The organism is Pseudomonas sp. BF-R-26, from assembly GCF_019947395.1.
GTDB lineage: Bacteria > Pseudomonadota > Gammaproteobacteria > Pseudomonadales > Pseudomonadaceae > Aquipseudomonas > Aquipseudomonas farris.
The window spans coordinates 444,693-457,176 of sequence record NZ_JAGYGK010000001.1; the positions used below are offsets into that span (position 1 = coordinate 444,693).

The following is a 12,484-nucleotide window of genomic DNA, read 5'->3' on the forward strand; positions in this document are numbered from 1 at the left end:
AGTCTGTCGATGTAGGATACAAGGCCTTCATTCTAGACATAGCGCCGTCTGGCGCCTAGCTGCCCATGCCCATTCAGAATTCTCCGTACCAAGCCTTTGCCACCCTGCTGAGCACCAGCGGCCATCCCGTCTCGCCTGCCGAACTGCACGGCCTGTTGCTCGGTCGCAGTTGTGCCGGTGCCGGCTTCGAAGCCGACAGCTGGTTGGCCGACGCCGCCGAACTGCTCGAAGGCGAGCCACAAGACAACGTTCGCAACGCCTTGATCGGCCTGCAAGAGATGGTCAAGGGCGAGCTTACCAGCGACGACATGACCGTTGTTCTGCTGCTGCCGACCGACGACGCGCCGCTCACCGAGCGCGCGGCTGCACTGGGCCAGTGGTGCCAGGGCTTCCTTACCGGCTTCGGTCTGACCCGTCGCGAATATGCCTTGAGCACTGAAGCCACTGAAGTGCTGCAGGATCTGGCCGCTATTGCCCAGGTACAGGACGCGCTGGAAGAGTCCGACGACGGCGAAAGCGACTACATGGAAGTGATGGAGTACCTGCGCGTCGCTCCGTTGCTGCTGTTCACCGAAACCAAGAAAACCGACGAAGCGGCTGCCAAACCGTCGTTGCATTAATCGCGTGCCAGGGAAAGCCATCTGCCCATGATTCATATCCCGAAATCGGAATACAGCCGTCGCCGCAAGGCGCTGATGGCGCAGATGGAACCCAACAGCATCGCCATCCTGCCCGCCGCCGCGGTGGCCATCCGCAACCGCGATGTCGAGCACGTCTACCGTCAGGACAGCGACTTCCAGTACCTCAGCGGTTTCCCCGAGCCTCAAGCCGTCATCGTCTTGATGCCCGGCCGTGAGCACGGCGAATACGTGCTGTTTTGCCGGGAACGTAATGCCGAACGGGAATTGTGGGACGGCCTGCGCGCCGGCCAGGAAGGCGCGATCCGCGACTTCGGCGCCGACGACGCATTCCCGATCACCGACATCGACGACATCCTGCCGGGCCTGATCGAAGGCCGTGACCGGGTGTACTCGGCCATGGGCAGCAACCCGGAATTCGATCGGCACCTGATGGACTGGATCAACGTGATCCGCTCTAAAGCGCACCTCGGCGCCCAGCCGCCGAACGAATTTGTTGCCCTGGATCATCTGCTTCACGACATGCGCCTGTATAAATCGGCGGCAGAAGTGAAGGTGATGCGCGAAGCCGCACGGATTTCCGCCCAGGCACATATTCGTGCGATGCAAGCCAGCCGTGCCGGTTTGCATGAGTTCAGCCTTGAAGCCGAGCTCGATTACGAATTCCGCAAGGGCGGGGCGAAGATGCCGGCTTATGGGTCGATCGTCGCCGCCGGGCGCAACAGCTGCATCCTGCATTACCAGCAGAATGACGCGGTGCTCAAGGACGGCGATCTGGTGCTGATCGACGCCGGTTGCGAGATCGACTGCTACGCCAGCGACATCACCCGCACCTGGCCGGTCAACGGCAAGTATTCACCGGAGCAGAAGGCGATTTACGAGTTGGTGCTGGCTTCCCAGGAAGCAGCGTTTGCCGAAATTGCGCCGAACAAGCACTGGAATCAGGCGCACGAAGCCACGGTCCGGGTAATTACCGCCGGTCTGGTGAAGTTGGGCCTGTTGCAGGGCGACGTCGACGAGTTGATCGCCAGCGAAGCCTACAAAGCGTTTTACATGCACCGCGCCGGCCACTGGCTGGGCATGGATGTGCACGACGTCGGCGAATACAAGGTCGGCGGCGAATGGCGCGTGCTGGAAGTCGGCATGGCGCTGACGGTCGAGCCGGGCATTTACATTGCTCCGGACAACCAGAACGTAGCGAAGAAATGGCGCGGCATTGGCGTACGCATCGAGGACGACGTGGTGGTCACCAAGACCGGTTGTGAAATCCTGACTAACGGCGTGCCGAAAACGGTCGCCGAAATCGAGGCCTTGATGGCCGCTGCACGGACACAAGCGGCATGAGTCGAGTCAATCTGGCAATCATCGGTGGTGGCCTGGTCGGCGCCAGTCTGGCGTTGGCGTTGCAGGCCGGGGCCAAGGCCCGTGGCTGGAAGATCGTGCTGATCGAACCGTTTGCCCCCGGCGACACGTATCAACCGAGTTATGACGCCCGTTCTTCGGCGCTGTCCTTCGGTGCCCGGCAGATTTATCAACGGTTGGGCGTGTGGCAGGAAATCTCCCGCCGCGCCGAGCCGATCAAGCAGATTCATGTCTCCGACCGTGGGCGTTTTTCCACCGCGCGACTGTCGGCGATGGAAGAGGGCGTTCCGGCGCTGGGTTATGTGGTGGAAAACGCCTGGCTTGGCCAATGCCTCTGGCAAGGGCTGGACAAGGACGTGATCAGTTGGCGTTGCCCGGCGGAAGTCACCCGTATGGAACCGCTGACCGACGGCTATCGCCTGACGCTCAACGATGAAACCATCCTGGAATGCGACCTTGCGGTGCTCGCCGATGGCGGCCGTTCCGGTTTGCGTGAGCAACTGGGGATCGGCATCAAGAAACGTCCGTACAACCAGAGCGCGCTGATCGCCAACATTACCCCAAGTGAAGCGCACAACGGCATGGCCTTCGAGCGTTTCACCGACGATGGTCCGATGGCTTTGCTGCCCTTGCCGGATAATCGCTGCGCCTTGGTCTGGACCCGTTTGGGTATGGACGCGCAGCGGCTGGCAGCCCTTGATGACCGCAGCTTTCTCGGCGAGTTGCAGGGCATCTTCGGCTATCGCCTCGGCACGCTGAAACAGGTCGGCGCACGGCATTTGTATCCGCTGTCGCTGATCGAAGCCGAGGAACAAGTCCGCCCGCATCTGGCGATTCTCGGCAACGCTGCTCATAGCCTGCATCCGATTGCCGGGCAAGGGTTCAACCTGTCGTTGCGTGACGCCCAGGCGCTGGCCGACAGTTTGTTGGGCAGCGAGACATCGCCCGGCGATTTCGCCACCTTGCAGGCCTATCGCGAGCGTCAGCGTCTGGACCAGAGCCTGACCGTGGGTTTTTCCGATCAGGTCACCCGCTTGTTCGGCAGCACCCAGCCACTGGTTTCCCTGGGCCGCAACATCGGGCTGCTCGGCCTCGATCTGTTGCCGCCGGCCAAGCGCTGGTTCGCCCGGCAGGCCATGGGGTTGGGTACGCGTCCCGATGATTAAGCGAAAACCGGGCAGGGTGCACCTGCAAGTCGATATTCATGGCGACGCGGGCACTTGGGTGACGCGGGTCGAGACAAACCTTTACGTGCGGCTCAAGCCGCAAGCGAGACAGGCTTAAAGCATGGAAATGCGCGCAGATCTGCTGATTGTCGGGGCCGGAATGGTCGGCAGTGCCCTGGCGCTGGCGTTACAAAACAGTGGGCTCGAAGTCCTGCTGCTGGACGGTAGTCCCCTGAGCGTCAAACCCTTCAATGGGCAGGCTCCGTTCGAACCGCGGGTGAGCGCCTTGTCGGCGGCCAGCCAGCGAATACTCGAACGCCTGGGTGTTTGGGATGGCATTGCTAGTCGACGCTGCAGTCCTTACACCGACATGCATGTCTGGGACGGCAGCGGCACCGGGCAGATCCATTTCTCGGCGACCAGCGTGCATGCCGAAGTGCTCGGGCATATCGTCGAGAACCGCGTGGTTCAGGACGCTCTGCTCGATCGACTGCACGACTGCGATCTCGGGATGCTGGCGAATGCGCGTCTGGAGCAGATGCGCCGCTCCGGTGACGACTGGCTGCTGACTCTGGCCGATGGCCGCACCTTGCGCGCGCCTTTGGTGATCGCGGCGGATGGTGCCAACTCGGCTGTTCGGCGCCTGACCGGCGTTGCGACTCGCGAGTGGGATTACATGCACCACGCGATCGTTACCAGTGTGCACAGCTCAAAACCTCATCAAATGACCGCGTGGCAGCGATTCACCGACAGTGGCCCGCTGGCGTTTCTGCCGCTGGAGCGGGATGGTCAACAGGATTGGTGCTCGATCGTCTGGTCGACCACGCCGAGCGAAGCCGAACGCCTGATGGCGCTGGACGATGAAGGCTTCTGCAAGGAGCTGGAGCGGGCCTTCGAAGGCTGCCTCGGCACAGTGCTCAGCGCTGACCCGCGTTTGTGCGTGCCGCTGCGTCAGCGTCATGCCAAGCGGTATGTGGCTGAAGGCCTGGCGCTGATCGGCGACGCGGCCCACACCATTCATCCGCTGGCCGGGCAGGGCGTGAACCTCGGTTTCCTCGATGCCGCGGTGCTGGCCGAAGTGCTGTTGCAAGCGGCTGCACGCGGCGAGCGGTTGGCGGATGTAAAAGTGCTCAGTCGCTATGAGCGTCGGCGCATGCCCCACAACCTGGCGTTGATGGCGGCGATGGAAGGGTTCGAGCGACTGTTCCAGGCCGATCCGTTGCCGGTGCGCTGGTTGCGTAATACCGGGTTGAAGATGGTCGATCAGATGCCCGAGGCCAAGGCGTTGTTCGTGCGTGAGGCGCTTGGGTTGATTGGGGATCTGCCGGCGTTGGCCAAGGCCTGAAGCGGGCATGGCCCTGTGGCGAGGGGGCTTGCCCCCGTTGGGCTGCGAAGCAGTCCCGGCATTTACCCCAGACAAAATCTGCAATCCGGTCTGCGACCGCTGCGCGGTCGAACGGGGCGGTGCGGCGATCCGACAAGCCCCCTCGCCACATTTGTCTTTCATTCGGCTGTGCAACATCCGGTAACGCCTCCACTCACTGTTCGATTGAGAAGCGAAATGTGAGTCCTTATCATTTGCCCTCACTTCCCCATTCGAGAGACCGCTTCCATGTTGGCACCCAAGCGTCTACTGACCGCACTGGCCCTGACCCTGATTGGCAGCACCGCCGCCCAGGCCGCCGACGAGGTGGTGGTTTACTCCTCGCGTATCGATGAGCTGATCAAGCCAGTCTTCGATGCCTACACCCAGAAAACCGGCGTGCAGGTGAAGTTCATCACCGATAAGGAAGCGCCGCTGATGCAGCGGATCAAGGCCGAGGGCGAAAACGCCACTGCCGACCTGCTGCTGACCGTCGATGCCGGCAACCTCTGGCAGGCCGAGCAGATGGGCATCCTCCAGCCGTTCACTTCCAAGGTGATCGACGCCAACATCCCGCTGCAATACCGTGCGTCCTCCCATGCCTGGACCGGCTTGAGCCTGCGGGCTCGGACCATCGCCTACTCCACCGATCGAGTGAAACCCGGTGAGCTGACCACCTACGAAGCGCTGGCCGACAAGCAATGGGAAGGCCGCCTGTGCCTGCGCACGGCGAAGAAGGTCTACAACCAGTCCCTGACCGCCACCATGATCGAAGTCCATGGCGCCGAGAAAACCGAGAAAATCCTCAAAGGCTGGGTCAACAACCTGTCCACCGACGTGTTCTCCGACGACATTGCCGTGCTGGAAGCGATCAACGCCGGTCAGTGCGACGTCGGCATCGTCAACACTTACTACTACGGTCGTCTGCACAAACAGAAGCCGGACCTGCCGGTGAAGCTGTTCTGGCCGAATCAGGGCGACCGTGGCGTGCACGTCAACCTGTCGGGCATCGGCCTGACCAAACACGCTCCACACCCGGAAGCCGCCAAGGCGCTGGTGGAGTGGATGACCACGCCTGAAGCACAGAAGATTTTCGCTGACGTGAACCAGGAATTCCCGGCCAACCCTGCCGTTCAGCCTTCAGCTGAAGTCGCGAGCTGGGGCAAGTTTGTGGCCGACACCTTGCCGGTGGAAATCGCCGGCAAGCGTCAGGCCGAAGCGATCCGGATGATGGATCGGGCTGGCTGGAACTGAGTCTGTCGATATACTGCGCCACAGAATGAAGTCGGCGGCGTCCCTGCCGGCCTCTGATCATTCCCACGCTCTGCGTGGGAATGCATCCACCGACGCTCCGCGTCGAGGCGTGACGCAGAGCGTCACAAGATGTGTGCCCACGCAGAGCGTGGGCACAATCATTTAAACGAGAGCTTTCCTTGGCCCACCCCGCCCAACGCCGCTGGTATCCCCTGGTCTTCGCCATTGCTGCGCTGGTCCTGCTGCCCCTGAGTGTCCTGCTTCTCTCCTGGCAAACCATCGATCAACAGATCTGGTCCCACCTGTGGGACACCCAGATGCCGCGACTGCTGGGCAATACCCTCACGCTGGTCCTCGGCGTCGGTTTCGGCGTAACGTTGCTGGGCGTCAGCCTGGCCTGGCTCACCAGCCTCTGCGAATTCCCCGGGCGACGCTGGCTGGATTGGGCGTTGATGCTGCCCTTTGCGATTCCTGCTTACGTGCTGGCATTTGTCTTCGTCGGTCTGCTGGATTTCGCCGGACCCGTGCAAACCTTGCTGCGCGAATGGTTCGGCAGCGGTTTGAGGCTGCCGCGAGTGCGCTCCACCGGCGGTGTGATTCTGGTGCTGGTACTGGTTTTCTATCCCTACGTTTACCTGTTGGCGCGTAGCGCATTCCTGGCCCAGGGCAAAGGCTTGATGGAAGCGGCGCGAGTCCTCGGGCAATCCCCGTGGCAGGCGTTCTGGCGAGTGGCGTTGCCCATGGCACGTCCGGCCATCGGCGCGGGAGTGGCGTTGGCGCTGATGGAAACCCTGGCGGATTTTGGTGCGGTGTCGGTGTTCAACTTCGATACGTTCACCACCGCTATCTACAAGACCTGGTACGGCTTTTTCAGTCTTTCCACCGCCGCGCAACTGGCCAGCCTGTTGCTGTTGGTGGTGATGGTCGTGCTGTATGGCGAGCGCCGTGCCCGCGGGGCGAACCGGGCGAGCAACGAACGGCCACGGGTCAAGGCGTTGTATCACCTGCGCGGGGTAAAGGCGCTGGCGGCCATGAGCTGGTGCGGCCTGGTCTTCGCCTGCGCCTTCGTCATTCCCGTGTTGCAACTGGTGGTGTGGTTCTGGCAACGCGGACGCTTCGATCTGGATGAGCGCTATACCGGATTGATCATCCATACCTTGTACCTGGGCGGCATGGCGGCGTTGATCACCGTCAGTGTCGCTCTGGTGCTGGCCTTTGCCCGTCGATTGGCGCCGACCCGGGCGATCCGCTCCGGCATCAGTCTGGCCAACCTTGGCTACGCCTTGCCGGGCTCGGTGCTGGCAGTGTCGATCATGCTGGCGTTCAGTTACCTGGATCGCGAGCTGGTGATCCCGCTGTCGGGCTGGCTTGGCGGCGCGGGCAAACCGTTGCTGTTGGGCAGTCTGTCGGCGTTGTTGCTGGCCTATCTGGTGCGTTTCATTGCGGTGGCCTATGGACCGCTTGAAAGCAGCCTGGCGCGAATACGGCCATCTTTGCCCGAAGCAGCACGTAGCCTTGGCGTCAGTGGGCCACGACTGTTTTTCAAAGTGTATCTGCCGCTGCTGCTGCCAGGCACGTTGAGCGCGGCGTTGCTGGTGTTCGTCGATGTGCTCAAGGAAATGCCCGCGACCCTGCTGATGCGCCCGTTTGGCTGGGACACGCTGGCAGTACGGATCTTTGAAATGACCAGCGAGGGCGAGTGGGCGAGGGCCTCGTTGCCGGCATTGACCCTGGTGTTGGTCGGGCTGTTACCGGTCATCGGATTGATCCGACGTTCGGCGCATCGAAACACGTAGGTGTCAGTCCTACACCTTGCGGCTACAATGCGCGGCATTCGGTGCGGTCCGTCTTTCAGACCGGGTAGCTGAAACGGCTGAAAGCCTTTTATTTCAAGGCATTTCACCCCGTACAGCGCCTGTCCGCACCTTCGCCACGCCCGGAAGGAGAAACCCATGGGACAGCGTACGCCTCTGTATGACCTTCATCTCGCCCTCGGCGCGAAGATGGTCGATTTTGGCGGTTGGGATATGCCTCTGCATTACGGCTCGCAGGTCGAGGAACACCATCAGGTGCGCCGCGATTGCGGGGTTTTCGATGTATCCCACATGACCGTGATCGATGTTGACGGCCCCCAGGCCAAGGCCTGGCTTCAGTATTTACTGGCCAATGACGTCGAACGTCTGCACAGCCCCGGCCGTGCCTTGTACAGCGCCATGCTCAACGAGCACGGCGGCATCGTCGACGACATGATCGTCTACCGTCTCGAGGACGGTTATCGCCTGGTGGTCAACGCCTCCACCCGCAATCAGGATCTGGCCTGGATGCAGGCGCATCTCGGTGACTTCGATGTGCAGCTCAACGAGCGCTCCGAACTGGCGATGCTGGCCATTCAAGGGCCTCATGCCCGGCACAAGATTGCCGAACTGGTGACTCAGTCCCGTGGCACGCTGATTCAGCAGCTCAAATATTTCGAAGGTCAGACCGACGGTGACTGGTTCATCGCGCGCACTGGTTACACCGGTGAGGATGGTCTGGAAATCGTGCTGCCGGCCGATCAGGCCCCAGGCTTCTTCAACGATCTGGTGGGCGCGGGTATTTCCCCGATCGGCCTTGGCGCGCGCGATACCTTGCGCGTCGAAGCCGGCATGAACCTCTACGGGCAGGACATTCATCAAGACGTTTCGCCATTGGCCTCCAACATGGCCTGGAGCATTGCCTGGGAACCGGCCACGCGCCAGTTCATCGGCCGCACAGCCCTGGAAGCGGAAAAGGCCAGCGGCGTGCAGCACAAACTGGTGGGTCTGGTCCTTGAAGAACGTGGAGTTTTACGGGCGCATCAAGTGGTTCGCATCGCCGATGTTGGCGAAGGGGAGATCACCAGTGGTAGTTTCTCTCCTACGCTTAGCAAGTCGATAGCACTGGCGCGCGTGCCGGTGGCCACCGCCGACCGCGCTGAAGTGGAAATCCGTGGCAAGTGGTACCCGGTTCGAGTGGTCAAACCGACCTTCGTACGCCACGGCAAAACCTTGATCTAACTTTTTTTGGCGGGCAATGACCGCTGACATTTTTCTTGAGGACACAGAACATGAGCGAAATCCCTGTCGACCTGCGTTTTGCCGAAAGTCACGAATGGGCCCGTCTAGACCATGATGGCGGCGTGAAAGTGGGTATTTCAGACCATGCTCAGGAAGCCTTGGGTGACGTAGTGTTCGTTGAGTTGCCGGAAATCGGCAAAGTGTTCGCTGCCGGTGAGGCTGCAGGTGTAGTCGAATCGGTCAAGGCTGCGTCGGATATCTACTCGCCAGTCTCCGGTACAGTCATAGCCGTTAACGAAGAGTTGGCCAACAACCCGGAACTGGTCAACAGCGCGCCTTATGACAGCTGGTTCTTCAAGCTCGAGCCAAGCGATACCTCTGAGCTGAACAACCTGCTCGACCCGGTGGCCTACAAGGCTGCTATTGGCGAGTAATGCTCGCCCCGTGTAGGAGCTGCCGAAGGCTGCGATCTTTTGATCTTGTTTTTTAAAAATCAAGGTCAAAAGATCGCAGTCTTCGGCAGCTCCTACACCGTTCTTGTATGACTCTCAATGGCTCCTCGACAGCGACTGCTATGCTGGTTTGACCGCATTGCATCGACGCCGAGCGCCAGTCAAGAGAGAGCCCGTCATGTCCCAGTTGCCGTCCTTGAGCCAGTTACGCGACTCCAATACCTTCCTGCGCCGCCACTTGGGCCCCGATGCCGCCGAGCAGCAAGCGATGCTCGACAGCCTTGGTCTTGGCAGCCGGGTCGAACTGATCGAGCAGACGGTGCCGCCGGGAATCCGCCTCAACCGGCCGTTGGATCTGCCGCCGGCCCTCGACGAAGAAGCCGCGCTGGCCAAGCTGCGGGGCTACGCCGAGCAGAATCAGGTCTGGACCAGCCTGATCGGCATGGGATACCACGGCACCCTCACGCCGGCCGTCATCCTGCGCAACGTGCTGGAAAATCCCGGTTGGTACACCGCCTATACCCCCTATCAACCAGAAATCGCCCAAGGCCGGCTCGAAGCGTTGCTGAATTTCCAGCAGCTGACCATCGACCTGACCGGCCTGGAACTGGCCAACGCCTCGCTGCTGGATGAAGCCACGGCGGCAGCCGAGGCCATGGCTCTGGCCAAGCGCGTGGCCAAATCCAGAAGTAACCTGTTTTTCGTCGATGAGAATTGCCACTCGCAAACCATTTCCGTGGTGCGGACCCGGGCCGAAGGGTTCGGTTTCGAGCTGATCGTAGACGCTGTGGATAACTTGAAACAGCACCAGGTGTTCGGCGCGCTGCTGCAATATCCCGACACTCACGGTGAAGTGCGCGATCTGCGTCCATTGATCGATCATCTGCATGCCCAGCAAGCCCTGGCCTGTGTGGCGACCGATCTGCTAAGCCTGCTGTTGCTGACCCCGCCGGGGGAGTTGGGCGCCGATGTGGTGTTCGGTTCGTCTCAGCGATTCGGCGTGCCCATGGGTTATGGCGGCCCGCACGCGGCGTTTTTTGCCAGCCGCGACGAATACAAGCGGGCGATTCCCGGGCGGATCATCGGTGTGTCGAAAGATGCGCGTGGCAACGTCGCCCTGCGCATGGCCCTGCAAACCCGCGAGCAACACATCCGTCGGGAGAAAGCCAACTCCAACATCTGCACCGCTCAGGTGCTGCTGGCCAATATCGCCAGTTTCTACGCGGTCTACCATGGCCCGGAAGGGCTCAAACGGATTGCCCAACGCGTTCATCGGCTGACCTGCATCCTCGCCGCCGGACTGGAGCGTCATGGGATCACCCGTCTCAACCAGCATTTCTTCGACACCCTGACCCTGGAGGTCGGTGGCACTCAGACTGCGATCATCGAAAGTGCCCAGGCCGCGCAGATCAATTTGCGCATTCTCGGCCGAGGACAGCTCGGCCTGAGCCTCGACGAAACCTGTGACGAAACCACCGTGGCGAAGCTGTTCGATGTGTTTCTCGGTGCCGATCATGGGCTCAACATCGATGAGCTGGATACTGAAGCGCTGGCATCCGGCATTCCTGCCGGGTTGCAGCGCAGTACGCCGTATCTGCGTCATCCGGTGTTCAACGCTCATCACAGCGAAACCGAAATGCTGCGTTATCTCAAGCAGCTGGAAAACAAAGACCTGGCGCTCAACCAATCGATGATTCCGCTGGGCTCTTGCACCATGAAGCTCAATGCCACCAGCGAGATGATCCCCATCACCTGGCCGCAGTTCGCCAACCTGCATCCGTTCGTGCCGAAAGAGCAGGTGGTGGGTTATTCCTTGATGATCGAGGAACTGGAGCGCTGGCTCTGCGCGATCACCGGTTTCGATGCGATCTGCATGCAACCCAACTCGGGCGCTCAGGGCGAGTACGCCGGGTTGCTAGCGATTCGCAAATATCACGAGAGCCGCCATCAGGGCGCGCGGGATATCTGCCTGATCCCGTCCTCGGCCCACGGCACCAACCCGGCTTCGGCGCAGATGGCCGGGATGCGGGTGGTGATCGTCGAGTGCGACGAGGGGGGTAATGTCGATCTGAATGATCTGAAGGAAAAAGCCACGGAGGCGGGGGACAAACTCGCCTGCCTGATGGCGACTTATCCGTCGACTCACGGGGTCTACGAGGAAGGCATCAGCGAGATCTGTGAAGTTATCCACAGCCACGGCGGTCAGGTGTACATGGATGGCGCCAACCTTAATGCGCAGGTTGGATTGGCACGGCCGGCCGACATCGGTGCCGACGTGTCGCACATGAACCTGCACAAAACCTTCTGCATTCCCCACGGCGGTGGCGGACCGGGAATGGGCCCGATCGGCGTTCGGGCGCACCTGGCGCCATTCGTCGCCAATCACCCGGTGGTGCCAATCGAAGGTCCGCTGCCGGAGAACGGCGCGGTGAGCGCGGCACCTTGGGGCAGCGCAAGCATTCTGCCCATCAGCTGGATGTACATCGCGATGATGGGGCCGCAATTGGCGGATGCGAGCGAGGTGGCGATTCTCGCCGCGAATTACCTGGCGCAGCATTTGGCCGGCGCCTTTCCCGTGCTCTACACCGGGCGCAACGAGCGAGTGGCCCACGAATGCATCCTCGACTTGCGACCGCTCAAGGCGCTGACCGGAATCAGTGAAGAGGACGTTGCCAAGCGCCTGATGGACTACGGCTTCCATGCGCCGACCATGTCATTCCCGGTGCCGGGGACGTTGATGGTCGAACCGACCGAGAGTGAGTCGAAGGCGGAGCTGGACCGTTTTATCGGCGCGATGCTGAGTATTCGCGCGGAAATCACCGAGGTGCAGAACGGCAACTGGCCGGCGGAGGACAACCCGCTGAAACGCTCACCGCATACCTTGGCCGACATCACCGGGGTTTGGGAGCGCCCGTACAGCATTGAGCAGGCGGTGACGCCGGATGCTCACACCAAGACCCATAAGTACTGGCCGGTGGTGAACCGGGTGGACAATGTCTATGGCGACCGCAATCTGTTTTGCGCGTGTGTGCCGGTGGACGAATACCGCTGAAGTAACGGAACACACAAACCCCAATGTGGGAGCGAGCAAGCCCGCTTGTGTCTTGGGCAGGAATTAGACTGAGGGTGAGAGCGGTGAGTGGCAAGCTGAATGCCCGGAGTGCTTAAAGCACGTGTGGGAGCCCATGCTGCCATTCACCTCTCCGCTCTGGTT

The 12,484-nt window shown here is 61.2% G+C and carries 9 protein-coding genes and 1 pseudogene; all 10 read left to right on the top strand.

From position 1 onward, the window contains the following. The first annotated feature begins 65 nt into the window (after nucleotides 1-65). The gene (locus KGB18_RS02115) at nucleotides 66-620 is read left to right on the top strand and encodes a YecA family protein (protein ID WP_008012538.1); all 555 of its coding nucleotides are present in this window, start codon (nucleotides 66-68) and stop codon (nucleotides 618-620) included. A 27-nt stretch (nucleotides 621-647) separates the two neighbouring features. Next, a complete protein-coding gene (pepP, locus tag KGB18_RS02120; RefSeq protein ID WP_123720284.1) occupies nucleotides 648-1,982 on the top strand; it encodes a Xaa-Pro aminopeptidase in 1,335 nt (444 codons plus the stop codon). Then, a complete protein-coding gene (gene ubiH, locus KGB18_RS02125; RefSeq protein ID WP_201061332.1) occupies nucleotides 1,979-3,166 on the top strand; it encodes a 2-octaprenyl-6-methoxyphenyl hydroxylase in 1,188 nt (395 codons plus the stop codon). The genes pepP and ubiH overlap by 4 nt, the downstream gene beginning before the upstream one ends. Before the next feature lie 22 nt (nucleotides 3,167-3,188). After that, nucleotides 3,189-3,284, top strand: a pseudogene (locus tag KGB18_RS02130) (tetrameric acyl-CoA thioesterase); the annotation flags it as partial. Between the two features lie 9 nt (nucleotides 3,285-3,293). Then, entirely contained in the window at nucleotides 3,294-4,511 is a 1,218-nt protein-coding gene (locus KGB18_RS02135) for a 2-octaprenyl-3-methyl-6-methoxy-1,4-benzoquinol hydroxylase (protein ID WP_223569331.1), read from the top strand. Between the two features lie 267 nt (nucleotides 4,512-4,778). After that, on the top strand, nucleotides 4,779-5,783 hold the full coding sequence (locus KGB18_RS02140) for an extracellular solute-binding protein (RefSeq protein ID WP_123360961.1): 1,005 nt from the start codon (nucleotides 4,779-4,781) through the stop codon (nucleotides 5,781-5,783). Between the two features lie 179 nt (nucleotides 5,784-5,962). Then, nucleotides 5,963-7,579, top strand: coding sequence for an ABC transporter permease (locus KGB18_RS02145; protein ID WP_123720287.1), 1,617 nt, complete (start codon nucleotides 5,963-5,965; stop codon nucleotides 7,577-7,579). Between the two features lie 156 nt (nucleotides 7,580-7,735). Beyond that, nucleotides 7,736-8,818, top strand: a complete 1,083-nt coding sequence (gcvT, locus tag KGB18_RS02150) for a glycine cleavage system aminomethyltransferase GcvT (protein ID WP_223569322.1) — start codon at nucleotides 7,736-7,738, stop codon at nucleotides 8,816-8,818. 50 nt (nucleotides 8,819-8,868) lie between these two features. Further along, on the top strand, nucleotides 8,869-9,252 hold the full coding sequence (gene gcvH / locus KGB18_RS02155; RefSeq protein ID WP_038980852.1) for a glycine cleavage system protein GcvH: 384 nt from the start codon (nucleotides 8,869-8,871) through the stop codon (nucleotides 9,250-9,252). Nucleotides 9,253-9,448: 196 nt separating this feature from the next. Beyond that, nucleotides 9,449-12,322: an aminomethyl-transferring glycine dehydrogenase gene (gcvP, locus tag KGB18_RS02160; RefSeq protein WP_223569323.1), complete on the top strand. Its 2,874-nt coding sequence runs from the start codon at nucleotides 9,449-9,451 to the stop codon at nucleotides 12,320-12,322. The last annotated feature ends 162 nt before the right edge of the window (nucleotides 12,323-12,484 follow it).

Coding starts and splice junctions, on each gene's coding strand:
- KGB18_RS02115 (WP_008012538.1), top strand. CDS start 66: ATGCCCATTCAGAATTCTCCGTACCAAGCCTTTGCCACCCTGCTGAGC.
- pepP (WP_123720284.1), top strand. CDS start 648: ATGATTCATATCCCGAAATCGGAATACAGCCGTCGCCGCAAGGCGCTG.
- ubiH (WP_201061332.1), top strand. CDS start 1,979: ATGAGTCGAGTCAATCTGGCAATCATCGGTGGTGGCCTGGTCGGCGCC.
- KGB18_RS02135 (WP_223569331.1), top strand. CDS start 3,294: ATGCGCGCAGATCTGCTGATTGTCGGGGCCGGAATGGTCGGCAGTGCC.
- KGB18_RS02140 (WP_123360961.1), top strand. CDS start 4,779: ATGTTGGCACCCAAGCGTCTACTGACCGCACTGGCCCTGACCCTGATT.
- gcvT (WP_223569322.1), top strand. CDS start 7,736: ATGGGACAGCGTACGCCTCTGTATGACCTTCATCTCGCCCTCGGCGCG.
- gcvH (WP_038980852.1), top strand. CDS start 8,869: ATGAGCGAAATCCCTGTCGACCTGCGTTTTGCCGAAAGTCACGAATGG.
- gcvP (WP_223569323.1), top strand. CDS start 9,449: ATGTCCCAGTTGCCGTCCTTGAGCCAGTTACGCGACTCCAATACCTTC.